Here is a 26,246-nt window from a genome sequence, read left to right as displayed (position 1 = left end):
AGCCTCGATCGCTACTGGCAGAAGCATCCCGAACGATTCAGACGCCGTCCGGTCGCACCCGCATTGCCCCAATCCACTGGAATCAATACCCACCTGTTGTCTCAGACAGGTTGACAACTACCGAGTTGCACCCGCGCTGAGCCACAACACCCGCGCCGCACAGCCGCATGCTGCCGGGGAGCTCAACCCACCCGGCTGAGGAACACCAGGACCCGTTCCAGCAGAAGAGTCGTGGCTTGTTCGTCATACGCCGACAGGCTGTTGTCGGTGAACAGGTGCTGATCTCCCGGGTAGAGGAACAACTCGGCGTCGTCCGCCTCATCGACGAGCACCCTGGCCTCGTCGATGTCGCCCGACTCGACGAACTCCGGGTCGGCGTCCATGGCATGAATCTGCACCGGCACACCGCGTGGCCACGAATCGCCGAACTCGGTGACAGGGAGGCAGGCGTGGAAGAGGAGAGCCCCTCGGGCTCCCTTCTGCGTCTGCGCCAGCAGCTGCGCCGGCATGGCACCGAGCGAGAACCCTCCGTAGACCACCTCGCTCGGCAACTCGTCGGCTGCCGCCCGACCGGACTCGAGGACCGTGTCGAAGCCGAGCGATCGCGCATGGTCGATGCCGGCGTCGAGATCGTCGAACGTGCGTCCGTCATACAGGTCAGGAAGGTGCACCCGATGCCCCGCGTTGCGGAGGGCGTCGGCGAAGTCCCTCACCCCCGGGGTCAGGCCCTGTGCATGATGGAACAGCACAATCTCAGTCATCGTCGTCTCCCGGGTACAGCCGCAGCGAGCATCTCAACGATTATCGTCCGAGAAGCGCGGCACCGGATAGGGGTGTATCACAGCGGGAGCTACGACCTCCCGCCGGACGGGGCGTTCAGCGCTTCGCTAGGCTCGATCGCATGACTACTCCGTTACTCGTCAGCGTGCCAGGCAAGACACTCCGTGAGGCGATCGGCGACATCGACGGCGTCGAGTTCGTGCAGTGGGACCTGTCAGGACCGCCGCCGGTTTCGACGCTCGACATCGTGATCCAGCCATACATGGGCGCCACGAAGAAGCTCGGCGCTCTCGCCGGAGTCACAACCCGGCTCGTGCAGAGCCAGTCGATCGGCTACGACGGCGTCGACGAGATACTGCCTCCTGGAAACGTGTTCGCCAATGCGGCCACGGTTCACGAGACGTCGACCGCCGAACTGACGCTCGCGCTGATCCTGGCTGCGCAGCGCGGCATCCCCGACTTCGTCCGTGCCGCCGGCGACGGGCGCTGGGCTCCCGCCCGCTACGCCAGCCTGGCGGACCGGACCGTTCTTCTGCTCGGCTACGGCGGCGTCGGCAAGGCGATCGAGGAACGGCTCCTGCCCTTCGAGGTGAACATCGTTCGCGTCGCCACCACGGCCCGGACGGACGAGCGGGGTCCCATTCACGGGATCGACGAACTGCCAGTGCTGCTGCATGAGGCCGACATCGTCGTCGTCGGCGTTCCGCTCACCGACAGCACGACGGGCCTCGTCGACGACGTCTTCCTCGCGAACATGCGGGACGGCGCACTCCTCGTCAACATCGCGCGCGGCCCGGTGGCCGACACCGCGGCGATCCTCCATTCCGCCCAGTCCGGGCGACTGCGGTTCGCGCTTGACGTGACCGATCCCGAACCACTGCCGGAGGGGCATCCGCTCTTCGCTCTTCCCAACGTCCTGATCAGCCCGCACGTCGGTGGCGCCACCACCGCCATGATGCCGAGGATGGCCCGGCTTGCCCGCGAGCAGATCGAACGGATGCTTCGCGGAGACGGACCCGTCAACGTGGTTCTGCGCACGTAGACGGCTGCCTGGTGGCCGTCAACGGCGGAATCGACGACGCAGCCGCCCGGGCAGGGCACCGATTCCCCACAGGGTGACCCGCACCATCGCCTCGAGCACGATGCCGCCGGTCATCTTCGACTCGCCGAATCGACGTTCGACAAAGGTGATCGGCACTTCGACGATTGTGAGCCCGGCACGCGCGGCGTGGAACAGCAGGTCGACCTGGAATCCGTAACCCTGGCTGTGCACGTCTTCCAGGCGGATGCTTGCCAGCGCGTGGGCGGTCAGCACCCGGTACCCGCCGGTCACGTCGCGCTGCGACAAGCCGAGGGCCACCCGCGAGTAGGCACTGCCGCCTCGCGACAGCAGTTCGCGGTATGCGGGCCAGTTCTGAACACCCCCGCCGGCAACCCAGCGCGACCCGAGCACCACGTCTGCGCCGGCGTCCGCAGCAGCGAGCAGGGCAGGCAGCTGTTCCGGCTGATGCGAACCGTCCGCGTCCATTTCGACGAGGCGGGCATAACCACGCTCGAGGCCCCAGCGGAACGCCTCCCCGTACGCGCTGCCCAGCCCGGTCTTGCCTGCACGGTGCAACACGAAGACCTGGGGGTCGGATGCCGCGAGTCCGTCAGCGATGCGCCCGGTGCCGTCCGGAGAGTTGTCGTCGACCACCAGCACGTCGACATCGGGCGTTGCGGCACGCACCCGCGACACGATGGCGGCGACGTTGTCGCGTTCGTTGTAGGTCGGGATGATGACGAGCGTTCCGGCCACGGCACCCTTCCTTTGCGCGGCGCCGCACCTCGCCCCACCGGCACGCGCCGCGGCCGGGCGTTTCGAAATCCCAGACTAGCGAACGCCGTTCATCACCCGGAGCACGGGGCGATGAGCGCGACGCCCAGCAGCATGATGAAGATCGGGGTGATTGACTGCACCCACGACACCGGTATGACCCAGCCGGTGACCATCCGACCGCCCGGGACTACACGCCCCGCAGGTCCCGCAGCACCGCGCCGAACTGGTCGATCATCCAGTCGAGGTCGGCTTCGTCGATGACGATCGGCGGGGCGAAGCGGATGGTCGAGCCGTGGGTGTCCTTTGCGAGAACCCCCCGTTCCATCAGCCGTTCGCAGACCTCCCGGCCGGTGGCCAGAGCAGGGTCGATGTCGACCCCGGCCCAGAGGCCGGCACCGTGCACGTCGAGAACGCCGTGCCCGACGAAGGCGCCGAGCTTCTCGTGCAGTCGCGCACCGAGGACTCGCGCGCGTTTCTGGTATTCGCCGCTGGCCAGCATCCGCACGACGGCGTGGCCGACAGCGGATGCCAGCGGGTTGCCGCCGAAAGTGGATCCGTGCTGGCCGGGCTGGAGCACTCCGAGAATGTCGTCGTTGCCGACGACCGCGGAGACCGGCACGATGCCGCCGCCGAGGGCTTTGCCCAGCAGGTAGAGGTCGGGCACGACACCGACGAGGTCACAGGCGAATGTCGTGCCGGTGCGGCCGAGGCCGGACTGGATCTCATCGGCGATGAACAGCACGTTCTGCTCAGTGCACAGTGCACGAACGGCGGGCAGGTACCCGGCCGGCGGCACGCGGACGCCCGATTCACCCTGGATCGGTTCGACCAGGACAGCGACGGTGTTCTCATCGATGGCGGCGGCGAGGGCGTCGGTGTTCCCGTAGGGCACCGTCCGGAAGCCGGGGGTGTACGGTCCGAAGTCCGCGCGAGCGTCGTCGTCATCGGAGAAGCTGATGATCGTGGTGGTGCGGCCGTGGAAGTTGCCTTCCATGACGATGATGTTGGCCTGGTCCCGGGCAACGCCCTTGACCCGGTAGCCCCACGCGCGAGCGACTTTGATGGCCGACTCGACCGCTTCGGCGCCTGTGTTCATCGGCAGCACCATGTTCTTGCCGCACAGTTCGGCGAGCGCCTGCGCAAACGGACCCAGCTGGTCGTTGTGGAACGCCCGGCTGGTCAGGGTGACCCGGCCCAGCTGCGCCCGTGCAGCGTCGAGAAGCACGGGATTGGAATGACCGAAGTTCACTGCTGAGTATGCCGCCAGGCAGTCCAGGTAGCGCCTGCCGGTCACGTCGGTGACCCAGGCGCCCTCAGCGGATGCGACGACGATCGGAAGCGGATGGTAGTTGTGGGCGACCACCGCTTCCTCGGCGGCAATGGCCTCTTCAGCCGCCTCCGGGACCCTGACGGTGTCCACGCCGATGTTGTCCGAAATGCCGACGGCGGCGACGTCGGAAGGTCCGGGTGTGGTCGGGCCTCTATGGGCGGGACCTTCCGGCGTCGTCGCCGTCCCCGCCGAACCGCTCGCCGTCCCCGCGAGGCCCGTCTCCCGCGTAAAACTCATCGTCGGAGCTCCAGCGTGCAGCATTTCACTCCGCCGCCGCCGAGCAGCAGCTCGGAGAGATCCACTCCGATGGGATTGTATCCACGTTCGCGCAGCTGCCGTTCGAATCCGGTGGCCCGAGTGGCAATCACCACGTTGTAGCCGTCCGAGATCGAGTTGAGGCCGAGAATCGAGGCGTCCTCTTCGCTGACGATGATGGCATCCGGGTAGCGGTCCTGAAGGATCGCCAGTGATTTCGCGTCGAATGCCGACGGCAGGTAGGCGATGTTCGCGTTCTCGTCACCGGTCAGCGGGTCAAGCACGGCGACGGCGGTGTCGAGGTGGTAAAAGCTCGGGTTGACGAGGCTGAGGGTGACGACCTCGCGGCCGAACAGGGCGGCGACCTCGGTGTGGCTGCGGGATTCGCTGCGGAAGCCGGTACCGGCGAGGATCGTGTTGCCGACGAGAAGGAAATCACCTTCACCCTCGTTGATGTTTGCTGGGACCCGCACGTCGAATCCGCGCTCACGGAACCAGTCCATGTACGCGGGACCCTCGGCCTGGCGTTCCGGGTAGGTGAAGCTCGCACCGTAGGCGATGTTGTCGATGACGAACCCGCCGTTGGCCGAGTAGACCATGTCGGGTAGCCCCGCGATCGGTTCGACGAGTTCCACGGTGTGGCCGAGGTCGAGATAGGTGTCGTACAGCGTCTGCCACTGGGCGAGCGCGCGTGCCGTGTCGGTGGGCTTTGTCGGCTCCATCCACGGGTTGATCTTGTACGAGACGGTGAAGTACTCGGGTCGGCACATCAAGTAGGTGCGGGGGCTCGGCGTCCTGGTGGCCGAAGCCAGCTGCGCCGCGATGTCGGTGTTTGTCATGCACGTCTCCATGTGAAGGGAAGCGGCGGACACTGTCCTCGAGTCCCTGCCGCAATCCGATCACGGGGGCACGCCGTGCTCCCAGTCTGGCACGCAGCCCACCGAACACGTCTGCCGTCTGGCGCAGAAATCGTGCGTTGAACCCGAGCCAAACGCAACGAAAACGCATAGACTGCGGTCATGGACAATCTTGACCGCGGGATCATCGACCTTCTGCGTCAGAACGCGCGAGCGGGCTACGGCGACATCGGGCAAGAGATCGGACTGAGCGCTTCGGCCATCAAGCGACGCGTCGACCGCCTGGTTGCTGACGGCGTCATCCGCGGCTTCACCATCAAGGTCGACCCAGCCGTCGACGGCCTGCACACGGAGGCGTACGTCGAACTGTTCTGCCGCGGAACGGTCGCCCCCGATGAGCTGCTGAAAATCTTGTCGGCGGTGCCCGAGGTTGTCGACGCCGGAACAGTCACCGGTGGCGCCGACGCCATCGTGCACATGCGGTCCCGGGACATCCCGAGTCTCGAGGCTGCACTCGAGAGGGTTCGGAACGCCCCGAATGTCGACCACACCCGGAGCGCCATCGTGCTCTCCCGCCTCATCCACCGCACGGCGGACTGAAACAGCGGGCACAACAAAGCCACGCCCCCGAAACCGTGAGGTTTCGAAGGCGTGGCTTCGTTGTTCAGTATGTCCGGGGCTTTCCCGAGCTCGTTGGTTAGAGGCGCTTCTTGCCCGAGAGAGACCGAAGCAAGAAGAGGATGACCGCGAGAACCAGCAGCACGACTCCGACCCACAAGAGGAACTGGAGAGACTGCACGAACCCACCGGTAACCAGAAGGATGACTGCAATGACTGCGATGACGATCAGGAGTGTGTTATTCATATCTGGACGCTATCAGCAGCGGACTTTGAGCCCATTCAAAGCTGGGGGGCCTTGCGGTGGGCGCTCGGCGACTGCTATATGGCGCGATCGGATGCTCGCTCAGGGCACCAGATGCTGAGTTATCCGGCCGCGTTCATCCACGAATTCGACGTCGGCCAGGGCTCCGTTCACGAGCGGAATCTGGAGCGGCTGGTGCCCGGGGTCGAAGTCGATGAGAACCGGCAATCCCAGGTCTCCCAGGGCGCGTTGGACCGCGCCGGCCTGCGTCAGCTCAGGCGCATCCGGGGCGTCGGTCCGGCCGATGAGTATGCCTGTTGCGGCATCGAACCAACCGGCCAGACGGAGCGAACGTTGTCAACGCATCCGGCGACACCGGTCATTCCTTCAGGAACGCGAGCAGCGCCTCGTTGACCTCATCCGCGTGGGTCCACAGCAGACCGTGCGGCGCGCCCTCGATTTCGACGTAGTCGGCGTTCGGGAGGAGTTTCGAGAGCGGACGCGCGGTAGAGTCGATCGGCAGGATCCGGTCGGCGGTGCCGTGCAGAATGAGCGCCGGAACGTCGATTTTCGGGATGTCACCACGGAAGTCGGTCAGCCAGGTCGGCACGACCGCGGCTGCCGCGAACCACGACGCCGATGTTGCGACGTTCCAGCTGCCGCGCACGGCGGCAGCGCTCATGCGCGAATCCAGGTTTTCGTCGAGGTTGTAGAAGTTCGAAAAGAACTCGTCGAACCACGCGAACCGGTCCGCGACCGCGTTCGCGGAGATCTCGTCGAACACCGCCTGCGGAACGCCGTCCGGGTTGTCGTCTGACTGCAGCAGGCACGGTCCAAGCGATGCGAGAAAGGCGGCCTTCGCCACACGCCGTGAACCGTAGGTGCCCAGATACCGGGCGACTTCGCCGCTGCCCATGGAGAAGCCGACGAGAACGGCGTCACGCAGGTCGAGTGTTTCGAACAGGGCGTTGAGGTCGGATGCGAACGTGTCGGAGTCGTATCCGGTGGTTGGCCTGCCCGACCGGCCGAAGCCCCGGCCGTCGTAGGTGATCACGCGGAAGCCGGCATCCAGAAGTGCCCTGGACTGCTTTTCCCAGGAGTTGCCGTCGAGTGGGTACCCGTGGATGAGCACGACGGGCTGTCCTGAACCGTGGTCCTCGTAGTAAAGATCGATGCTGGTCGAGTTTTCCTGGCCAACCGGGATGAACGTCATGGGTGTTTCCTTCTGTCTCTGAGCAGCGGAGGTGTTCGGTCGCGAGGCGAATGGGAATCGTCGAGCCCGATCCAACCATGGTTGTGCTTCCACGGCCAGTGGCGACTGTGCTCATCGATTTTCGCGAAGCCATGGCCGCGCCGGGCCGGAGCGGGTAGAACTGTGTCATGACGATCTCAGCCCTCGTGCTCGGCCCGTTGATGCGGTACGTGGATGCGACCTCGGCGAGTATCTGGGTGGAGACACGGGATGCTGCCCTGGTCTCGGTCCGGGCCGGCGGCAGACGCTGGGGCGCGCGGACCTTCACCGTGCACGGCCACCACTACGCCCTGGTGGAGGTGGACGGACTGGAACCGGGAACGGTGACGTCCTACGAACTGGATGTCAACGGAACACGGGTGTGGCCCGATCCCGCGTCCGCGTTCCCGCCGTCGAGGATCGCGACGCTGGATCCTGGCAAGCCGCTGCGGTTGGCCTTTGGCTCCTGCCGCACCAGCGTCCCGCACGATGAAGCCGGCAACCGGAGTCACGGCGTCGACTCGCTCCGCGCCTATGCCCTAGCGATGGCCTCCGGCGGCGACCTGCAGTGGCCGGATCTGGTGGCCTTCCTCGGGGACCAGGTGTACGCCGACGCGACCAGCGAGCAGATGAAGCAGTTCATCCGCACCCGCCGGGACATCAGGGAACCGCCCGGGGAGGAGCTCAAGGACTACGAGGAGTACGCTCACCTCTACAATCTGGCCTGGTCGGATCCCGCCAACAGGTGGCTGCTTTCGACGCTGCCCAGCGCCATGATCTTCGATGACCACGACATTCACGACGACTGGAACACCTCCCAGAGCTGGAGGTCGGAAATGGAAGCCACCTCGTGGTGGCACGAACGAATTGTGGCGGGGCTGGCCTCGTATTGGGTTTACCAGCATCTGGGGAACCTGTCACCGCAGGAGCGGGCCGAGGATGCCCTCTGGCAGCAGATCGCCCGGTACCGGGGCGAGGCCGAGCTGGATCTGAGCGCGGCGCTGGACAGTTTCGCGGAACGGGCCGATCAGGACCCCGCGTCCTACCGGTGGAGCTACAGCCGGGATTTTGGCGACACCCGACTGGTTCTGGTGGACTCCCGCGCCGCCAGGAACCTCACGCCGGACAACCGGGCCCTGCTCGACGAGGAGGAAATGGCCTGGCTCGATGGCAGGATGCGTGGCGGCTTCCGGAACCTGCTGGTGGCAACGTCGCTGCCTTTCCTGCTGCCGATGGGCCTGCACCACGTCGAGTCCTGGAGCGAAGCCCTTGCCCAGGGCGCGTGGGGCAAACGGGCGGCCCTGGCCGGTGAGAAGCTGCGCCAGACGGCGGACCTGGAACACTGGGCCGCCTTCCAGGACAGCTTCCGAAAAGTGGCAGCCATGGTGTCTGAGGTCGCGGATGGCGAACGCGGCCCGGCACCGGCAACCATCGCCTTCCTCTCCGGGGACGTGCACTTCTCCTACGTATCGGAGATCGTGCGTTCGTCAGGCAGCCGGATCGTGCAGGTGGTCTGCTCGCCTATCCGCAACCCACTTACCCGGCTGAAGAGGTTCTTCGTGGCGATCACGTCGTACGGCCTGGCCGCGCCGGTAGGGGCGTTGGTGGCGCGCTCGGCCAAAGTCCCGGATCCGCCGTTCCGCTGGGCGGGCGTGAAGGGCCCGTGGTTCGACAACAACCTGGCCTGCCTCGAGGCGACACCGGAGGGGCTCACGTTCTGGTGGCGGACCGGCGTCGTGGACGACGGCGACAACCTGCACCCCACGTTGGAAGAGGTCGCTTCGGTAATAGTGGTTCCACGGTCAGGAAAGCCTGCCCTCTCGGACAACCGGACGATGTTTCGCAGGCGCTACGCGCGCGCCGGGGAGCGGTGACTATCACACGGTGTTCGACCAGCGGCCGGGTGGCAGACTGAAAGGCGGCGGATCCAGTCCCGCCACCGGAAGGAACCAGCCGCTATGGCAGACGTCCCGCGAGAGTTGAATGACCTTCGCAAACTCACCGACGAGTTCACCAGCTTCATGCTCTCCTATAAGTTCGGCATCGACGAGGTCATGACGAAGCTCAACATTCTCAAGGAAGAGTTCCATCACCGGCACGATTACAGCCCGATCGAGCACGTCAGTTCCCGGCTGAAATCTCCCGAAAGCATCATGGAGAAGGCGACCCGTAAGGGATGCGAACTGACGCTTGACGGCATCCGTTCTGAACTGCACGACATCGCCGGCATCCGGGTCACCTGCAGTTTCGTCTCGGATACTTACAAGGTCGCCGACATGATCGCCGCCCAGCAGGATGTCACGATCCTGGAGGTGCGCGACTACATCCGCACGCCGAAGAGCAACGGATACCAGAGCCTGCATATGATCATCGAGGTGCCGGTGTTCATGTCGGATCACGTGGAACGGGTCAAGGTGGAGGTGCAGATCCGGACCATCGCGATGGATTTCTGGGCCAGCCTCGAGCACAAGATCTACTACAAGTACAACCGCGTTGTACCCGGAACCCTGCTCGATGAATTGCGTGAGGCGGCCGAAGCGGCCAGCCGGCTCGACGTCAAGATGGAACGACTGCACGATGAAGTGATCGCGCTCAGTGATGTGGCTGGCGCGGATGACGGAGTGATCGAACCGGCTGACATCGGGCGCTCTGAATTGCCTGACGCCCTGGTTCGGATGCTCAGCGCCTCGCGGATCAAACGGCCGTGAGCGACGAGCAGGGGTTCGCGGGCCCCCGATTCGTTATCGATTCGAGTTCGCCGGTTCCGCCGTTCGAGCAGCTGCGGCAGCAGGTGATCGACGGGGCGCGGACCGGGAAACTTGTGCCGGGCGACAAGCTCCCGACGGTGCGTGGGTTGGCGGAGGAACTCGGTCTGGCGGCGAACACGGTTGCCCGGGCGTACCGAGAGCTCGAGCACGACGAAGTCATCGAAACGCGGGGGCGCAAGGGCTCCTTTCTTGCCGCCTCGGGAGACGTCGGGCACCAGCAGGCACAACTCGCCGCCGTGGCCTACGCGGACCGGGTCAGATCGTTGGGGCTCGATGCGGACGAGGCGCTGTCCATCGTGAAGGCGGCCCTCGGCATCCGTTCCTGACGGCCGCTACCGCCGTTGCTCATAAGTCCGCCTGGTTCCGTCTCCGCCGTGTTTTACCCCGATCACGGCCACGTCGTGAGCGTTCAGGCGGCGCTTCAGCGATCCTCGCCACCAGCGCCTGCTCAGGGCGCAGCGGGTGCCGACTCATCCGCGGGCACCGGGTTGCGGATGCCGACGAACGAGACGATCCCGCCAAGGATCAGCGCGATCGCCGTCGCGATCATTGCCCGGTGAAAACCGGGCAGGTCGAGCACTGAGCCGAGGATGAGACCGGCGCAGGCGACGGCGACGAGACCGGCCACACGGGCCACAGCGTTGTTGACCGCCGACCCGATTCCGGCCTGGCTGGTATCGATGGCGCCCAGAATCGCACTCGTGAGCGGCGCGACGGTGATCGACAGTCCGATACCGAAGAGCACCAGCCCGGGCAGCAGCTGAAGCCAGTAGTCGACCTCGGCGCTGACAGCCAGCATGAGCAGGAACCCGACGCCGGCCACGATGGGCCCGATCGTCATGAACATCCGCGGCCCCAGGTTCCCGGCGAGTGCACCGATCCGGCTCGATAACAGGAGCATGACGATCGTCGGCGGCAGGGTGGCGAGCCCCGCGAGCGTCGCCGGCCAGCCCGCCACCTGCTGCAGGTAGATGGCGATGACGAAGAATCCGAAGCCGAGGGCACCGTAGATGAACACGGTGGCGATGTTGCCAGCCGAGAAGTTACGCGAGGAGAACAGGGAGAGCGGCATCATCGGATCGCGGGTGCGACCCTCCCACCAGAGGAACAGCCCGAACGCCACCACGCCGACGACGAGCGGAATCCAGACGACCGGGCTGTCCCAGCCGTAGCGGCCCTGCTCGATCAGTGCGAACACCGGCCCGCCGAGGCCGACCGCGCCGAGCGCCGCCCCCACCACATCGACCTTCGGCCGGTTCGTGTGCGCCGGCTGCTTCTCCATCTTGAGCAGCAGCCACAGGGTCACGGCGATCGGCAGCACGTTGATCCCGAACACGAGCCGCCACGACACGGTGTCGACGAGGAGCCCGCCGAGGAGCGGGCCGATGATCATCGCGGTGCCGGTCCACGCCGTCCAGGAGCCGATTGCCCTCGCCTGCGCCTGCCCGGAGAAGGTGGAGATGATGATGGCCAGCGAGCTGGGCACGAGCAGCGCCGCCGTCGCGCCCTGCAGGGCACGCACCAGGATGAGGAATTCGGCACCGGGGGCGATCGCACAGAGGAGGGAAGTCACCCCGAATCCAACCAGGCCGAGAGCGAGGATGCGAACCCGGCCGAAGGCATCCGACAGCGAACCCGCGAGCAGGATGAACGCGCCCAGTGTGAGCAGGTACGAGTCGACGACCCACTGCTGAACGGGCAGGCCGCCGCCGAACTCGCGGGTGATGGCGGGGAGCGCCACGTTGATGATCGTTCCGTCGAGGAACGCGACGAAGGAAGCGAGGATCGCGACGAGCAGCACGATGCGTTGCGTGACCGTATCGGTGCGAGGGACGGATGCCATGACAACCAGTATGCGCCGCCCCCGCACGGCCGTCAGTCCCCAGCGGCGAAACCGCTAGATGGCCTCTTCGCTCCACGGGTCGGGGTTGCCGAACCGGTGCGCCGTGATCGACACGGCCTGCTCGTGCAGGAACGGCAACAGTTCGATCCTCCCCGATTGCGTCACCGCACCCGCGTAGATTGCCAGGTCCGGGTTGCCCTTCGCGGCACTCGCGAGGGCCCGGTGCAGTTCGTTGCGCGATTGGTCGCTGCCGACCAGGCGCACCCGCGGCGCGTCGCCCGATGCGGTGCGAACGATCCATTCATCGTCGGTCTCGACCAGGACGGGTACGTTCAGCTCGCCGAGAACGCTCCGAACCGCGGCAGGCAGCCCGGATGCCACGCTCAGCGTGAACCGGGACCGCGCCCGGACCGCGGCGAGTGCGACGCGCAGCACCTCACCGAGGTCGGCGTCAGCCGCCGCCCGGATCGCGACGGGCACCGGACGGTACCGGAAGAGGTTCCGCTCGACCTGGATGCCTGATGCGTCCTTGGTCTCGCCGTATTCGTTGCCCCACGCGATGGCATCCGACAACGCCGACCGGCGCAACACATCGAACTCCTCGTATCCGAGGGACGGCTGGGCCGCTTCGATGATCCGGGTGACCCTGCGGTCAAGACCGCGCAAGTGCAGCGTCTTGCTGCTCGACCCGGTGTCGGGAATCCAGGACCCGAGCGTGAGCAGATAGTTGGGCCCGCCCGCCTTGGCACCCGCGCCGACGGCCGAGCGTTTCCAGCCGCCGAACGGCTGGCGCTGCACGATCGCGCCGGTGATGCCGCGGTTGACGTACAGGTTGCCGGCCTCCACGGTGTCGAGCCACTCGGAGAGCTCTTCGGGGTCCTGCGTGTGCAGCCCGGCGGTGAGGCCGTAGTCGATGGCGTTGGTGAACCGGATCGCCTCGGACAGTGTCGCGGCGTGCATCACGCCGAGAACCGGCCCGAAGAACTCGGTGAGGTGGAAGTACGAACCGGGGGCGACCCCCGACCGGATGCCGGGCGACCAGAGCCGGCCGGTGTCATCGAGCTTCCTGGGCTCGACCAGCCATTTCTCGCCGACGGCGAGTTCGGTGAGGGCGTGGAGCAGTTTGCCGTCGGCTGGTTCGATGATCGGCCCCATCTGGCTGGTGGCGTCGTCCGGGTAACCGACCCGCAACGACGTCGCCGCGTCGACGAGCTGGCGGTGGAAGCGCTCACTCTTCGCGACCGAGCCGACGAGGATGACGAGGCTCGCCGCCGAGCACTTCTGCCCGGCGTGGCCGAAGGCGCTCTTCACGACATCGGCGACCGCGAGGTCGAGGTCGGCGCTCGGGGTGACGATGATCGCGTTCTTGCCGCTGGTCTCCGCAAGGAGCGGCAGGTCGGGGCGCCACGACCGGAACAGGTCCGCCGTCTCCCACGCACCGGTGAGGATCACCCGGTCGACGGCCGGATGGGAGATGAGTTGCTTGCCGAGGTCGCGTTCGTCGAGCGAAACGAGGGTGAGCAGTTCCTGCGGGATGCCGGCCTCCCAGAGCGCCTCAGCCAGGACGGCGGCGGAGCGGCGAGCCTGGTGGGCGGGCTTGAGGATCACGCCGGAGCCTGCGGCGAGGGCGGCGAGCACTCCTCCCGCCGGGATGGCGACGGGGAAGTTCCACGGCGGGGTCACCACGGTCAGCTGCGAGGGCACGAACCGGGCGCCGCGCACGGCGTCGAGTTCGCGCGCCTTCGCGGCGTAGTAACGGGCGAAGTCGATCGCCTCGCTCACCTCGGGGTCGGCTTCGGCGATGGTCTTGCCGGTTTCGGATGCCATCACCTCGATCAGACGGTCACGGTTGGCGGCGAGCGCCAGTCCAGCCCGGTCGAGCATGGCGGCACGGTCGGCGGCGGGGAGCGCGCCCCACGCGGCGCCGCGGCTACGCACCCCGTCCACGATGTAGTCGAGCGTCGCGGCATCCGACACCGTGCATTCGGCGATGGTGCGGTTGCCGAGTTCACTGCCGGGAACCCGAGCGAGGATGCGACCGGCCCAGGCGCGGTTGGCGGGGAGCGACGGGTCGGTGTCGCGGGTGTTCACGAAGCCAGGCGCGCCGAGGTCGGTGGCCGGGATCGTGTTGAGGGTGGTGGTGTCGAAGACGCGGACCGTGTCGAACGGTGATTCCTGCTTCGAGCCGCGCGACAGGCCGAGGACCTGCTGAGTCATGCTGAGATCGTCTGACTCCGCTTTGGTGAAGCTGCCGGTGGCGGTCGGGGCAGCGAGCTCGCCCGCCGGCGCGGAACTCCACTCTGTTTCCCGGTTCTGGGTGCGTCGCGGCGTCGGGATCTCGTGCGGGGTCGCCTCCAGCTGAGCGGCGGACGCCAGGAAGCGCTGCTTTTCACGTTCGAACAACGACGTGTTCTCGTGCAGTTCGAACACGGCAGACATGAAATTCTCCTGCGACGCGTTCTCCTCGAGTCGCCGGATCAGGTACGAGATGGCGACGTCGAATTCCTTCGGGTTCACCACCGGTGTGTAGAGCAGCAGGTTGCCGACGTCGCGTTTGACGGCGGCAGCCTGGCCGGTGGCCATGCCGAGGAGCATCTCGAATTCGACCCCGTCGGTCACTCTCCGGTTCTGGGCGAGCAGCCAGGCGAAAGCCAGGTCGAACAGGTTGTGGCCGGCAACGCCGATGCGCACGTTCCGCGTCCGTTCGGGCGTCAGGGACCACATCAGCACACGCTTGTAGTTGGCATCCGTGTCCTGCTTCGAGTCATACGGTGCGGTCGGCCAGTCGTGGATGGCGGCGTCGACACCCTCCATGGCGAGGTTGGCTCCCTTCACCAGGCGCACCTTGATCGGCGCCCCACCGGATGCCACGCGCTCGGCGGCCCAGTCCTGCAGGGTCTGCATCGCGGACAGGGCGTCGGGTAGGTACGCCTGCAGCACGATTCCAGCCTCAAGCTTCCGCAGCTGCGGTTGGTCGAGGATCCGGATGAAGGCGGCGACCGTCAGGTCGAGGTCGCGGTACTCCTCCATGTCGAGGTTGATGAATTTCTCGGTGCCTGAGCTCGCCGCGAGTTCGTAGAGCGGGGTGAGGCGCTGGACCACGCGATCGACGGCATCATCGAACGACCACATCGACAGCTGCGAGGCGATCGCGGATACCTTGATCGAGACGTAGTCGACGTCGGGCCGGGCGAGCAGCTCGTGAGTGCCCGCGAGGCGTTTCGATGCTTCCTTCTCGCCGAGCACCGCCTCGCCGAGCAGGTTGAGGTTGAGCCGGGAGCCCTCCTCGCGGAGGTGCTCGATGGCCGGACCGAGTTTGGCGGGGGTGGCGTCGACGACGAGGTGACCGACCATCTCGCGGAGCACCCGCCGGGCGGCCGGGATGACCACCCAGGGGATCACCGGGCCCAGCACGCCGCCCGCCGTGATGGCGGCGCGGAGGTACCAGGGCAGGAAGGCCGGGGTGAGTCTGGCGACCCGCTGGAGGTTGTAGCCGGCGACGAAGAGGTCCTCGGGCCGCATGACGCCGTCGACGAATCCGACGGTGAAGGCGAGGCCGTTCGGGTCCTTGAGGACTTCAGCGAGGCGCTGTGCGGCGGGATCGACGGGAGCACCAGCGCTCTCGTCCACCCACTTACGGGCGAGGCTGACGGCATCCGTTGCGAGCTGGGTGACGCTCAAATCGGCGCCGGCCGAGGTGTGAGGCATGTTCACGAGACTATTCCCTCTCCGGGTGCTGGGCGGGAAGCGTGGCGGCGGTTGCGCCAACTCCCAGTCCCAGTGTGCGCCGCCGCGTCCATTCACAAAAGCGAATGTTTCTGAACGATATTCATCAGCTTTGCCGACGAGTATGCTGGCCGCATGCTCGACATGAGAAGGCTGCGCCTGCTGCGCGAAGTGCAGCTGCGCGGCACGCTCGCGGAAGTGGCCGAGGCACTCTCGTACAGCCCGTCGTCGGTGTCCCAGCAGTTGGCGCAACTGGAACGCGAGGCTGGCGTCAAACTGCTGCAGAAGAGCGGGCGGCGCGTGCAGCTGACACCCCAGGGCGAGCTGCTGGCGACCCGTGCGTCCGAGCTCCTCGACGGGCTGGAGCGCGCCGAAGCGGAATTGGCAACGTCACTCGATGCCGTTGCCGGCACCGTGCGGCTGGCGGTGTTCCAGTCGGCCGCGCACGCGGTGATCCCCGAGGCGCTGTCGCTCCTGCGGGTGGAGCATCCGCAGTTGCGGGTCGAGATCGTCGAGCGGGAACCGGAGGCCGGGCTGTTCGACCTGGCGGCACGCGACTTCGACCTCGTGCTCGCCGAGCAGTACCCGGGGCACACCCGCCCGCACCTGGCCGACCTCGATCGGGAGTTCCTCGCGACTGACGTGTTGCGACTGGCGCTGCCGCCGGCATCCGACGCGAGGTCCCTCACGGATGCCGCGACTCTCCCCTTTGTGATGGAACCCGAGGGCACCGTCGCCCGGCTCTGGGCGACGCAGCTGTGCCGGGCCGCCGGGTTCGAGCCCGACGTGCGGTTTGAGACCGCTGATCTCATCGCGCACATCCGGCTGATCGAGTCGGGCAATGCGGTGGGCATGCTGCCCGATTTGGTCTGGTCCGGCCGCGACCCCGGGTTGCGGCTGGTCGACCTGCCTGGCAAGCCGTCACGCACGGTGTTCACCTCGGCTCGGCGGGTGAGTGCGGCGCGCCCAGCCGTCACCGCCGTGCGGGCGGCGCTCGCCCGGGCGACCGGATTCCTGGTGCGACCGGCCTGAACTGCCTCCCTCACGCGCGTGCGTTGGCCACGGGCGGGTGTTCCTTCACCCGCTTGTGGCGGGGACACCAGCGCCACACCGAGCGCTCGGCTGTTCACCCCGAACCGGCACTTCTGCCCGCCGTTCCGATCAGAAGAGCCCACCCGGCCCTTCCAGAACGCCTGCGGCAGCGCTGGTCGCGAGCACCAGGGCCAGGCACGCAAGGATGCCTGCGGCAAAGACGGCATCTGCCCAGGCGAGCACGACCGGTCGCCAGGTCGTTCTCGGGCTGAGGCCGAGGCCCCGGGACTCGAGGGACTGCGAGAGCCGCTCGGCCTGACGGAGGGAACCGACCAGCAGCGCGAAAGCCGCAGCACCGAAGCGGCGCACGGGGCGCCGCGGCCGGCCTCGGCGACCGTACTCGGCTCGCACCAGCTGAGCGTGGCGGATGGTCGACCACTCAGCTCCCAGCTGCTGCAGCATCCGGTAGCCGGCGAGAACCGCATACGTGACTCGGACGCTGAGCCCCGCCTGCTGGTGGAGGCTCGTCATGAGGGCGACACCGTCGGTGGAGAGCACGAAAGCGACCGAGAGAAACCCGGTCAGCAGGGTGCGCATGGCCAGGGCGGCCCCGATGTCGATGCCTTCGACGGTGACGCGCAGGATCCCCTCCTGCCACAGCACCTCGCCCGGGCGCGAAAGCACGTTGACGACGAAGACGCCGAAGGCGAAGCCGACGAACGGGAGCTGGGCACGCGCCAGCGTTCGGCACGGGATCCGGGCGGATGCCACAACGGCGACCACCGCTGCGAGGTACAGCACGGTCGGTGTGACCGGGTCGAGGACGAACAGCAAAGCCCCCGAGACGACGAAGAGCACGGCGAGTTTCACGGTGGGGTTCCGGCGGGCCAGCGGACTGTCGAGCCGGCGCGTCGACTCAGCCGGGAGCACGCTCATGCCGGCACCACCGCGCGGCTCAGCCTCGTGAGCGCGCGCTTCAGATCGGCGGTGGACCGGGTCTGTCTGACCAGGTAGTCGACCAGCCGGGGCAGCCGGATGCCTGCCCGGTCGAGCGCACGGTCGTCACGGAAGACCTCGGCGGTCGCACTGTGCGCGACCACCTGCCCGTCGCCGATCACGATCACTCGGTCGGCCAGGGATGCGACGAGGCGCAGGTCGTGGCTGGAAAACACGATTCCGATGCCGTCCCGTGCGGCGTTTGCGAGAGCATCCGCCGTGGCCGCGCTGTCTCGCCGGTCGAGACCGAACGTGGGCTCGTCCGCCAGCAGCACGGGCCGGTCGTGGGCGAGCATCGCTGCGAGGCTGAGCCGCCGCTTCTCGCCACCCGAGAGCCGCCACGGATTCTGATGCCGGAGATTCTCAAGCCGGTGGCGCAGCAGAAGCCGATCCACGATCGCGTTCCTGTCGGCTGGCAGCAGTCCGTGTCCGATCTCGGCCTCGACGGTGTGCCCGACGAATTGGTGCTCGGGATTCTGAAAGACGAGCCCGGCACGGTCGCCGATCACCGTCCCGGCGACCGGCCGGAGCAGGCCGGCGAGGGTGTGCAGGAGCGTCGACTTGCCGGAGCCGTTGGCGCCGAGAAGCGCGACGACCTCACCCGACCGCACCGACAGGTCGAGCCCCGAGCAGACGGGCCGCCCGGATCGGCCGACCGTGAGCCCGGTGGCTGTGAGCACGGCCGGGGCGCCCGGGGATGTGGCGCGGGGTGCGGCATCCGGGATACCGTCGGCCGTTTCGGTCAGGCGGAGGAGAAACCGCCGGTTCTCCTCCTGCTCCAGGGAACCGGCGACACCCGTCAGTGCACGCAGTTCCGCTTCCAGCGGCAACCAGCAGCCCAGCTCGTGCAGCCGGGACGCCTGCTCGAGGAGCACCGCCCGCGTGTCGCCGTCTGCGATCATTCGCCCGTGCTCATCGAGCACGATCGAACGCGGCGGGAGTCCATCGATCCCCCGTTCAGCTCCGAATTCGTCCAGTCGGTGCTCGACAAGCACGACCGCCGGGCGGTACCGGGACACGGCGGCCTCCAGCGCCGATCGCACCGACGCGACACCCGCCGCATCGAGCATCGACGTCGGCTCGTCGAGCAGCAGCACGTCCGGCCGGCCGGCCAGGGCTGCGGCGAGCGCGACACGCTGGGCCTCGCCACCGGACAGCTCCGCGGTGAAGCGATCGCGCAGCATCCGCGCCCCGACGGCGTCGAGGGCGTCGTCGACGCGGCCGGAAATGGCGGCCCGGTCCACGGCCTGATTCTCGAGCACGAGCGCGACTTCCTCATCGACCCGGGGCAGGCAGACCGACGCGTCGGGATCCTGGGCCAGGACCCCGACGAGACGGCTGCGCTCGACGACGGTGGTCTCGAGGGTGTCGAGTCCGTCAAGCACGACAGTGCCGGTGCGTTCGACGTTCACCGAGAGCGGGATCACCCCGGAGATCGCCTGGAGCACGGTCGACTTCCCGGCACCCGACGGCCCGAGCAGCAGCACGTGCTCACCGGGCGCGAGCGAGAAGCCACACCCGTCGAGCACCGGTTCGGCTCTCGACGGGTAGCTCACCGAGACGTCAGCCAGCGACAGCACGAGCCGCCCGGTCCCGGGAGATCGCCAGCCCGATCGCATAGTTGTCGACCACGCCGGTCCGTGCGATGGCATCCACGAGCACCTTCGCGAGCAGACCGCCGAGGATCACACCGGAGAGCACCTGAAGGATCAGGCGGGTCCAGAACAGGTCGGTGCCGTACCAGCCCGAGCGGAACGCCGAGTAGAAGAACACCAGACCGGCGCCCAGCCCACCGGAGACCGCGTAGGCCAGCCAGGAGAAGATGCGATACCGCGTCGCGGCGAACGGCAGCTCGCTGCCTGCGCCCTGGATCGCAGCGGCCACGAACAGCAGCGGACCGACGGCCGAGCCGAGGAAGACCACTTCGATGACGGATGCCAGGACCTCCGCGAACACCCCGGCCAGCGGTTTGCGCAGAATCGCGATCGCCACCGGTGCGACGAGCAGCCAGCCGCCGAGCAGCACGTGCTGGGTGAGATCGCCGAAGGGCCCGGTGATCGCGGACAAACCGACCCAGCCCTGGACGAGCGCCCAGTAGAGGAAGCCGGAGACGACGCCGAGAACCACGAGAAGCAGGATGTCACGAAGGTGCCAGCGGGTACCGCTCTGCGCCGCGGTCACCGTACGACTCCGCTCGGGCTGTTCACCGCGAGGGTGACATGGGTGGTGACGTGGGCGACGGTGCGGCCGGCAAGAACCCAGCCACCGGCGACGGTCTCCAGAATGGTCGCCACGTCACCGGACAAGCGGGTCACGTAATGGTCGCTGCGCACGTAACTGCCGTTGGCCTTCGCCCGGTCGATGGCTTCGTAGATGTCGCGCATGTGGTCGGCCTCTCGCCCCGGTGATCCCTGATTGTCGAGCGGGTAGAGCGCCCACTGGGCGGATGCCGTCACACCGGTCGGCGGCACCGTCGGCACCTCTGACACCAGGGCCGTCCGGCCCGGCGGCAGTTCGCAGCTGATCTCGCCCGGGCATCCGCGCGAGAACAGAACGGATGCCGTCACGTGCTCCCCGCCGCGGGATGCGGCCGCGATCAGCTCGGCGAGGTACTCGGTGATGCGTTGCTCGTCGCCGGCGATCCACGTGCTGACGTCATCGGTCTCGATCTCGAGGCCGGTGGCATCCGTTTCGGCGAGCGCACCGAGGATGATCTCGATGTAGTCCGAACTCATCACGGCGAGCGTGACCCGTGCTCCGACGCCGAATTCGCGCGGGGTGGGTCGTGCCTCGGTGGCAAGTATTTGTGTGTGCACTGTCGTGCCCTTTCTCGTAGTGCGAAAAGTGGGCACGGGAATCGCGGACGCGACAAAAAGACGTCGCGAACGCGTGAGATGAATGCCTCCCTGCGCTGGCATGATCCAGATCAGGTTCGACGGTCGAAGATTACGAAATCTTCCTCTCAGCCCGGTACACCGGACTCCCGTGTTCGCCCATCAGCCTAGCGGTGCCCGTGGAAGAATCGCAGCATGACGACATCCCAGAGCTACGACGCGATCATTGTCGGTGGAGGCCACAACGGCCTCGTCGCCGCTGCCTACCTCGGTAAGGCCGGCAAGAGAGTGTTGCTCCTGGAACGACTGGATGCCGTCGGTGGCGCCGCCGTCTCGGCCCAGGCCTTCGAGGGGGTCGAAGCCTGGCTCTCCCGCTACTCCTACCTCGTCAGCCTGCTGCCCGCTCGGATCATCGAGGACCTCGGACTCGACATCACACTCGTTCGCCGTCGCTACTCGTCGTACACACCCGACCCCGCCGACCCGTCGCGCGGGCTCCTCGTCGACAACGATGATGCCGCGGCCACCGAGGCATCCTTCGCCCGGATGGGTGCCCCGGCCGACGAGTACGAACTCTTCGAGTTGTTCTACGAGCACTGCCGCCGGCTCACCCAGGTGTTGTGGCCGACGATGACCGAGCCGTTGCCGACGCGCTCGGAGGCGAAGCGCATAGTGACGGATGCCGGTGGCGCGAGCGAGTGGAAAGCGATGATCGAGACTCCGATCGGCGACGTCATCCGCCACCTGCACACCGACCTCGTTCGCGGTGTCCTGCTCACCGACGCCCTCATCGGCACCTTCGCCCGCGCCGACGACGAGGACCTGCAGCAGAACGTCTGCTTCCTCTACCACCTGATCGGCGGAGGCACCGGCGACTGGGACGTTCCCGTCGGAGGCATGGGCGCCGTGTCGAGCGAACTGGCCCGGGCTGCCCGCGAGGCCGGCGCCGAGCTGAGAACGGACGCTGAAGTGACGGCGATCGACCCGGCCGGCACGGTGCGGTACTCGGTGAACGGGACCGAGGCCGAGGCATCCGCGACCTGGATCCTCGCCAACGTCGCCCCGGCCACTCTGGAGAAGCTCGTCGCTGCCGGAACGACGGTCTCCTACGGGCGCGAGCAGCTGGCCGCCGCCGAGCCGTCGGCTGGTGTGTTCGAGGCACGGCCGTTCGGCGCTGAACAGAACCCGAACCATGCCCGCGAAGGAGCGCAGGTAAAGGTGAACCTGCTGCTGAAGCGCCTGCCGCGGCTGCGCGACGAGACCGTCAGCCCCGAGGCCGCCTTCGGTGGGACTTTCCACATCAACGAAACCTGGACGCAACTCGACGACGCCTACCTCGCAGCCGCTGGCGGCGACATCCCGAACCCGTTGCCGTGCGAGATCTACTGTCATTCCCTCGCCGACCCGACCATCCTCGCGCCGGAGCTGCGGGAGGCGGGAGCCCAGACGCTCACCGTGTTCGGGCTGCACGTGCCGTCGCGACTGGTCGACGCCTCGAACAACGACGAGATGCGTTCGCGACTGCAGGCGGCCGTGCTCGAATCGCTCAACTCGGTGCTCGCCGAGCCGATCGAGGACGTACTGATGACGGATGCGGCTGGTCGCCCCTGTATCGAGACCAAGACGACGCTCGACATCGAACGGGCGGTCGGCATGCCGAAGGGCAACATCTTCCATGGCGGGCTGGACTGGCCGTTCCTCGAGGACGACGCTCCCGTTTCGACGCCGGCCGAGCGCTGGGGCGTGGCGACGGGACATCCGCGGATCGTGCTCTGCGGCTCAGGCGCCCGGCGCGGAGGCGCCGTGTCCGGCATCGGCGGGCACAATGCGGCGATGGCGGTGCTCGAGAGCGAGTAGCTGGGCGACTCGCCACTGCCTTTGCTCGGTCAGAAATGGCTGGAACCGCTTCTTGCTCGGTCGATAACGGCGAGACTTCCGCCTGGAACGCAACCGTCTCTGACCGAGCAGCGAAAGCCGTGGCGGATGCCACGGGCATGAGCACCGCGACGTGCCGCTACGAATGCGCCCCGCTCTGCTCGGTTGCAAACGGCTGGAGCACGGGAGTGGAGCGCCGTTGCTCAGGCACAGCAGGCTGCACGGCGCATTGCTCGGTCCCAAGCGGCTGAACCCGATCGCTGCTCGGTCGATAACGGCGAGACTTTAGCCTGGAACGCGACCGTTTTCGGCCGAGCAGCGTCGAACGCAACCATGAGATGCCTGCACGGCCCAGGCACCACTAGCGTGGCACCCAGCGTCGTGCTCAGCGACCGGAGGCGGCGGTCGCTGTGCTTGCCGCCGGACCGGCCCGCAAGTGGATGCGCTTGCCCTCCTTGCTGAAGATCGACAGCATCTCAACGGGCCCGGCGCCCGTCGCCGACAGCCAATGAGGTATGCGCGTGTCGAACTCGGCGGCCTCCCCCGGTCCGAGCGTCACATCCTGCTCACCGAGCACGAGCCGCAAGTGACCGGAGAGCACGTAGAGCCACTCGTGGCCGTCGTGCACCTTCGGGTCGGGCACCGTGGCGACCCCCGCCGGGTTCGCGGGAAACGTGACCTTGTAGGTCTGCACTGGACTCGACTCAGGCGACAGCGTCTCGAACTGCGTTTCGCCGATGCGTTTCGTCGTGCGTGGCACCCGCGGGTCTGGCGCAGCACGCGGCACGATGTCGTCGAGTTCGAGCCTCAGCGCCCGCGCGATAGGCACCACGAGTTCGAGGTTCGGCGCGCGTTTGCCTGCCTCCAGTCGCGAGAGTGTGCTCGAGGAAATACCCGTGGTCTTCGAGAGTTCGGCGAGAGTCATGCTGCGCTTCTCACGCCAGCTCTTGAGACGCGGGCCGATGAGGGCGACAGAGTCGTCGGGCACGTTGCTCCGTTCTTGCCGATTCGGCACTGATAGTTGCTAACAATGTAACAGGTGGGCACGCTGGGGGCATGACGAACGACGAACATCTCTCCGCTTTCTCCGCGCCTGCACGTGACGGCTCCCGCTCCTCGGTTTCTGACGAGCAGTGGGACGTCGTCATCATCGGCGGCGGCAGCGCCGGGCTCAGCGCCGCACTCATCCTCGCTCGCGCTCGGCGCCGCGTGCTCGTGCTCGACGCACAGGAGCCTCGCAACAGGTTCGCGCCCCACATGCACGGCGTGTTGAGCCGCGACGGCTACTCGCCGCTCGACCTCGTGGCCGACGGCTACCGGGAAGTGCGAGCCGTCGACGGCGTCATCGAGAACGCCCGCGTCGCTGAGGCTCGCGCGACCGCGGACGGATTCGAAATCGTCACCAGCAGCGGCGCCCGCGCCACCGCCCGCCGCCTCATCGTCGCGACCGGAGCCCGCGACCAGCTTCCAGACATCGCAGGCCTCGCCGACCAGTGGGGCAGCGGAGTCGTGGCGTGTCCATATTGCGACGGATTTGAGGCGACTGGTCGCGCGATCGGAGTACTCGCGGGTTCCGTGATGGGGCTGCACAAGGCGCACATGCTCCGGTCGTATTCGGGCGACATCACCGTGTTCACCGCTCGTGCGGGCCCTGTCCCCGACACCGACAGGCTCGTGCTCGAAGAGCGCGGTGTGCGACTCGAGAATCGCGCCGTCACGCACGTCGTCACCGACGGGAACAGGATCACCGGGCTCGGTCTCGCCGACGGGACGGTCTCGCCGGTCGATGTGGTGTTCGCTGAGCCGACACTGATCGCCCTGGACGAACCGCTGAGGCAGCTCGGCGCCGAACGCACCGAGACGCCCTTCGGCTCGTGGACCGCCGTCGACGCTTTCGGCAAGACGAGCGTCGAGGGCGTCTGGGCGGTCGGTAACGCCGCCAACCCCGGCGCGCTCGTTCCCCTAGCGGCCGGTTCCGGAGCGACCGCGGCCCTCGCCGTCAACGCGGAGCTCGTGGCCGAGGACATCGCCGCTGCATCCGAGCGGGTCAGCACGACATTCGCTCGTGACTCCGTTCTCACCGATAGCGAACACGAACCAGCGCCCTCCACCGACCCGACGGGAAATTGACCACCATGGCTCACTCGACAGACGGAACGTTCACCGCCCCAGCCGAGTTCTGGGAGGCGCGCTATCTCACCAACCGCGGCGAGAGCGGGCACGTGTGGAGCGGTCGGGTCAACGCGGCGGTCGTGCACGAGGTGATCGGCCTGACCCCCGGAACGGCCCTCGAGCTCGGGAGCGGCGAAGGAGCAGACGCGCTGTGGCTCGCCGCCCGGGGCTGGACCGTGACGGCGATCGACATCTCGGCGACCGCCCTGGCTGTGGGAGCGGCGAAGGCAACCCGGGATGGGCTGGCCGATCGCATCGACTGGGTGCAGGCCGACCTCTCGACGTGGCATCCGTCGGCGGAGTTCGACCTCGTAACGGCCGCGTTCCTGCACTCCCCCGTCGAGCTCGCGCGCGAAGAAATACTGCGGCGCGCGGCCTCGGCGGTTGCACCCGGTGGACGGCTGCTCGTTGTCGGGCACGGAGCATTTCCGCCGAAGTCGGGCCACAGCGAACACGACTGCGACGCCCCACCGCTGCCGACACCCGACGAGGTGCTCACGTCGCTCCGGCTGCCCGACGGCTGGGTGGTCGAGACCAACGCGCTCGTCGACAGGCCGGTCACCGGCCGCGACGGCAAGACCGTAAACCTCATTGACACCGTGTTGCGCGTGCGGCGGGAAGGTTAGCCGCGACGAATGCGACCATTCCCGCCAACGAACGCGAACCCAGCGGGATGCCACGGCATCGGTTTCGCGTCAGTGCCTGCGGTGGTCCTGGATCGTGATCCTCGGCCCGCGCCGGGGCTTGGCGATACCACTCAGCAGGATCAGCCGCAGTACGCGCTGGCGCTGCCCCGCCCACGGCGACAGTAGTTCGAGCATGCCGTCGTCGTCCACCGGGGAGCCGGTCAGGGCCATCCCGACGGTTGAGGCGAGGTGGTAGTCGCCGACGCTGACGGCATCCGGGTTCCCGTGTGCTCTGCTCGTCACTTCGGCTGCCGTCCACACGCCGATACCAGGCAGACTGCGCAGACGGGCGGATGCCTCAGCCGCCTCGGCGAGGACATCAACCGATCCCGTGATCGTGCGCTCCAACGCGGCCGCGACCCGCGACGCCCGCACGGCGGTCTCCGAGCGCTGCGGCCCGACGCCAGCGGTGTGCCATTCCCAGCTCGGAATGAGCCGCCAGGTCTCGGCTGGCGGCGCGACGACCATCCCGTCGGGCGCCGGCCCGGGCGCGGGTGACCCGTGCTTCCGGACGAGCAGCCGCCAGGCGGCCCACGCTTCCACGACGGTGACCTTCTGCTCGAGGATGGCAGGCACGAGCATCTCGAAGACGAGCCGGTTGCGGCCGAGCCTCAGGCCGGGGTTGCGGCGGCGCACCTCGGTGAGCAGCGGGCTCGGAGACAGGTCGATGTCGCTCCAGTCGTCCCGCGCGCCCAGCAGCTCGGGCACACCGTCTATCGCCCACTCGGCGCCAGGCCCCCATGCGGCGGCCGCGACGCCGTCGGCATCCTGTTCCAGGTGCAGTGTCGCCGGCCCGGCCGGTGTTCGCATGGTGACCCAGGCACCCATCGCTGTCCGACGGAAGCACGGCCCGTCACCTCCGCGAGCCAACGGAGTGAGGATTTTGTGGAGTTGGAGCGGATGCCGCGGCGCATAACGCGCGCGGCGAACGGGCATCCCGGTGTCGGTCGCTGGGCCGGCCGCGAGGTCGGGCGCGATGCGGGGTGCGGCGAGTGCGTCCATCACGTTCACCCTACGTCAGCGGAGCCGACACTCCCGCGCACAGCCTGCGCGTTGCGACGACAGAAACGGTCGCGTTTCGCCAAGGACTCCAGCCGTTTCCGTCGCAGCCTCGAGGAACCCGGCGGTCGGCGGGATCGTGCGCCGAGGGTGTGGTCGGGCGCCCATGGGCGCCGGTGCA

The 26,246-nt window shown here is 67.5% G+C and carries 24 protein-coding genes and 1 riboswitch; of the genes, 9 read left to right on the top strand and 15 right to left on the bottom strand.

Annotation, left to right across the window (positions count from 1 at the left end):
• Nucleotides 1–182 precede the first annotated feature (182 nt).
• The gene (locus tag ACLQ62_RS13005; protein WP_411722059.1) at nt 183–761 is read right to left on the bottom strand and encodes a dienelactone hydrolase family protein; all 579 of its coding nucleotides are present in this window, start codon (nt 759–761) and stop codon (nt 183–185) included.
• A gap of 140 nt (nt 762–901) precedes the next feature.
• On the opposite strand from ACLQ62_RS13005, the gene ACLQ62_RS13000 reads away from it, so the two are divergent.
• Nucleotides 902–1,822, top strand: a complete 921-nt coding sequence (locus ACLQ62_RS13000) for a 2-hydroxyacid dehydrogenase (RefSeq protein ID WP_411722058.1) — start codon at nt 902–904, stop codon at nt 1,820–1,822.
• Between the two features lie 18 nt (nt 1,823–1,840).
• Here the strand turns inward: ACLQ62_RS13000 and ACLQ62_RS12995 are convergent, their stop codons facing one another.
• The 3 genes from ACLQ62_RS12995 to ddaH all read right to left on the bottom strand — a co-directional run bounded on the left by ACLQ62_RS12995 (nt 1,841) and on the right by ddaH (nt 5,023).
• Nucleotides 1,841–2,578: a polyprenol monophosphomannose synthase gene (locus ACLQ62_RS12995; RefSeq protein ID WP_411722057.1), complete on the bottom strand. Its 738-nt coding sequence runs from the start codon at nt 2,576–2,578 to the stop codon at nt 1,841–1,843.
• A 208-nt stretch (nt 2,579–2,786) separates the two neighbouring features.
• Nucleotides 2,787–4,166, bottom strand: a complete 1,380-nt coding sequence (gene rocD / locus ACLQ62_RS12990) for an ornithine--oxo-acid transaminase (protein ID WP_411722056.1) — start codon at nt 4,164–4,166, stop codon at nt 2,787–2,789.
• Nucleotides 4,163–5,023 carry a dimethylargininase gene (gene ddaH, locus ACLQ62_RS12985; protein WP_411722055.1) on the bottom strand — a complete coding sequence of 287 codons (861 nt, stop codon included), beginning with the start codon at nt 5,021–5,023 and terminating at the stop codon, nt 4,163–4,165. The genes rocD and ddaH overlap by 4 nt, the downstream gene beginning before the upstream one ends.
• Nucleotides 5,024–5,203: 180 nt before the next feature.
• Between ddaH and ACLQ62_RS12980 the strand changes: the two genes are divergently transcribed.
• On the top strand, nt 5,204–5,641 hold the full coding sequence (locus ACLQ62_RS12980) for an Lrp/AsnC family transcriptional regulator (RefSeq protein WP_411722054.1): 438 nt from the start codon (nt 5,204–5,206) through the stop codon (nt 5,639–5,641).
• A gap of 97 nt (nt 5,642–5,738) precedes the next feature.
• Here the strand turns inward: ACLQ62_RS12980 and ACLQ62_RS12975 are convergent, their stop codons facing one another.
• From ACLQ62_RS12975 to ACLQ62_RS12965, 3 genes are all read right to left on the bottom strand, one after another.
• Complete coding sequence (locus tag ACLQ62_RS12975; RefSeq protein WP_411722053.1) at nt 5,739–5,906, bottom strand: hypothetical protein; 168 nt, start codon at nt 5,904–5,906, stop codon at nt 5,739–5,741.
• A 99-nt stretch (nt 5,907–6,005) separates the two neighbouring features.
• Nucleotides 6,006–6,245, bottom strand: coding sequence for a hypothetical protein (locus ACLQ62_RS12970; protein ID WP_411722060.1), 240 nt, complete (start codon nt 6,243–6,245; stop codon nt 6,006–6,008).
• 37 nt (nt 6,246–6,282) lie between these two features.
• A complete protein-coding gene (locus ACLQ62_RS12965; protein ID WP_411722052.1) occupies nt 6,283–7,116 on the bottom strand; it encodes an alpha/beta fold hydrolase in 834 nt (277 codons plus the stop codon).
• Nucleotides 7,117–7,283: 167 nt separating this feature from the next.
• On the opposite strand from ACLQ62_RS12965, the gene ACLQ62_RS12960 reads away from it, so the two are divergent.
• The 3 genes from ACLQ62_RS12960 to ACLQ62_RS12950 all read left to right on the top strand — a co-directional run bounded on the left by ACLQ62_RS12960 (nt 7,284) and on the right by ACLQ62_RS12950 (nt 10,228).
• On the top strand, nt 7,284–9,008 hold the full coding sequence (locus ACLQ62_RS12960) for an alkaline phosphatase D family protein (protein WP_411722051.1): 1,725 nt from the start codon (nt 7,284–7,286) through the stop codon (nt 9,006–9,008).
• Between the two features lie 84 nt (nt 9,009–9,092).
• Nucleotides 9,093–9,842: a GTP pyrophosphokinase family protein gene (locus tag ACLQ62_RS12955; RefSeq protein ID WP_411722050.1), complete on the top strand. Its 750-nt coding sequence runs from the start codon at nt 9,093–9,095 to the stop codon at nt 9,840–9,842.
• Complete coding sequence (locus ACLQ62_RS12950) at nt 9,839–10,228, top strand: GntR family transcriptional regulator (RefSeq protein WP_411722049.1); 390 nt, start codon at nt 9,839–9,841, stop codon at nt 10,226–10,228. Before ACLQ62_RS12955 ends, ACLQ62_RS12950 begins: the two co-directional genes overlap by 4 nt.
• 122 nt (nt 10,229–10,350) lie before the next feature.
• Here ACLQ62_RS12950 and ACLQ62_RS12945 read toward each other — a convergent pair whose 3' ends face one another.
• Both ACLQ62_RS12945 and ACLQ62_RS12940 read right to left on the bottom strand, forming a co-directional pair.
• Nucleotides 10,351–11,745, bottom strand: coding sequence for a DHA2 family efflux MFS transporter permease subunit (locus tag ACLQ62_RS12945; RefSeq protein ID WP_411722048.1), 1,395 nt, complete (start codon nt 11,743–11,745; stop codon nt 10,351–10,353).
• Between the two features lie 54 nt (nt 11,746–11,799).
• On the bottom strand, nt 11,800–15,453 hold the full coding sequence (locus ACLQ62_RS12940) for a proline dehydrogenase family protein (RefSeq protein WP_411722047.1): 3,654 nt from the start codon (nt 15,451–15,453) through the stop codon (nt 11,800–11,802).
• 153 nt (nt 15,454–15,606) lie between these two features.
• Between ACLQ62_RS12940 and ACLQ62_RS12935 the strand changes: the two genes are divergently transcribed.
• On the top strand, nt 15,607–16,503 hold the full coding sequence (locus ACLQ62_RS12935; RefSeq protein WP_411722046.1) for a LysR substrate-binding domain-containing protein: 897 nt from the start codon (nt 15,607–15,609) through the stop codon (nt 16,501–16,503).
• Between the two features lie 129 nt (nt 16,504–16,632).
• On the opposite strand, the gene ACLQ62_RS12930 is transcribed toward ACLQ62_RS12935, so the two are convergent.
• From ACLQ62_RS12930 to ACLQ62_RS12915, 4 genes are read right to left on the bottom strand one after another with little or no spacing between them, the layout of a single operon-like run.
• The gene (locus tag ACLQ62_RS12930) at nt 16,633–17,439 is read right to left on the bottom strand and encodes an energy-coupling factor transporter transmembrane component T family protein (RefSeq protein WP_411722045.1); all 807 of its coding nucleotides are present in this window, start codon (nt 17,437–17,439) and stop codon (nt 16,633–16,635) included.
• Nucleotides 17,436–19,151 (bottom strand): ABC transporter ATP-binding protein, encoded by a 1,716-nt coding sequence (locus tag ACLQ62_RS12925; protein WP_411722044.1) that lies wholly within the window; start codon nt 19,149–19,151, stop codon nt 17,436–17,438. Before ACLQ62_RS12925 ends, ACLQ62_RS12930 begins: the two co-directional genes overlap by 4 nt.
• Nucleotides 19,063–19,680: an ECF transporter S component gene (locus ACLQ62_RS12920; RefSeq protein ID WP_411722043.1), complete on the bottom strand. Its 618-nt coding sequence runs from the start codon at nt 19,678–19,680 to the stop codon at nt 19,063–19,065. Before ACLQ62_RS12920 ends, ACLQ62_RS12925 begins: the two co-directional genes overlap by 89 nt.
• Nucleotides 19,677–20,315, bottom strand: coding sequence for a YkoF family thiamine/hydroxymethylpyrimidine-binding protein (locus ACLQ62_RS12915; protein WP_411722042.1), 639 nt, complete (start codon nt 20,313–20,315; stop codon nt 19,677–19,679). Before ACLQ62_RS12915 ends, ACLQ62_RS12920 begins: the two co-directional genes overlap by 4 nt.
• A gap of 70 nt (nt 20,316–20,385) precedes the next feature.
• Nucleotides 20,386–20,496: riboswitch (TPP riboswitch) on the bottom strand.
• 32 nt (nt 20,497–20,528) lie between these two features.
• On the opposite strand from ACLQ62_RS12915, the gene ACLQ62_RS12910 reads away from it, so the two are divergent.
• Nucleotides 20,529–22,190 carry a phytoene desaturase family protein gene (locus tag ACLQ62_RS12910; protein WP_411722041.1) on the top strand — a complete coding sequence of 554 codons (1,662 nt, stop codon included), beginning with the start codon at nt 20,529–20,531 and terminating at the stop codon, nt 22,188–22,190.
• Between the two features lie 403 nt (nt 22,191–22,593).
• Here the strand turns inward: ACLQ62_RS12910 and ACLQ62_RS12905 are convergent, their stop codons facing one another.
• Entirely contained in the window at nt 22,594–23,196 is a 603-nt protein-coding gene (locus ACLQ62_RS12905) for a helix-turn-helix domain-containing protein (protein ID WP_411722040.1), read from the bottom strand.
• Nucleotides 23,197–23,264: 68 nt separating this feature from the next.
• Between ACLQ62_RS12905 and ACLQ62_RS12900 the strand changes: the two genes are divergently transcribed.
• Entirely contained in the window at nt 23,265–24,338 is a 1,074-nt protein-coding gene (locus tag ACLQ62_RS12900; RefSeq protein ID WP_411722039.1) for an NAD(P)/FAD-dependent oxidoreductase, read from the top strand.
• 5 nt (nt 24,339–24,343) lie between these two features.
• On the top strand, nt 24,344–25,006 hold the full coding sequence (locus ACLQ62_RS12895) for an SAM-dependent methyltransferase (RefSeq protein ID WP_411722038.1): 663 nt from the start codon (nt 24,344–24,346) through the stop codon (nt 25,004–25,006).
• Between the two features lie 69 nt (nt 25,007–25,075).
• On the opposite strand, the gene ACLQ62_RS12890 is transcribed toward ACLQ62_RS12895, so the two are convergent.
• Nucleotides 25,076–26,068 carry a DNA-3-methyladenine glycosylase family protein gene (locus ACLQ62_RS12890; RefSeq protein WP_411722037.1) on the bottom strand — a complete coding sequence of 331 codons (993 nt, stop codon included), beginning with the start codon at nt 26,066–26,068 and terminating at the stop codon, nt 25,076–25,078.
• Nucleotides 26,069–26,246: the final 178 nt, after the last annotated feature.

The organism is Mycetocola sp. (assembly GCF_046716805.1).
Classification (GTDB): domain Bacteria; phylum Actinomycetota; class Actinomycetes; order Actinomycetales; family Microbacteriaceae; genus Mycetocola_A.
Note: the sequence above shows the minus strand (reverse complement) of the source record. Positions and strands in the feature narration are given on the sequence as shown.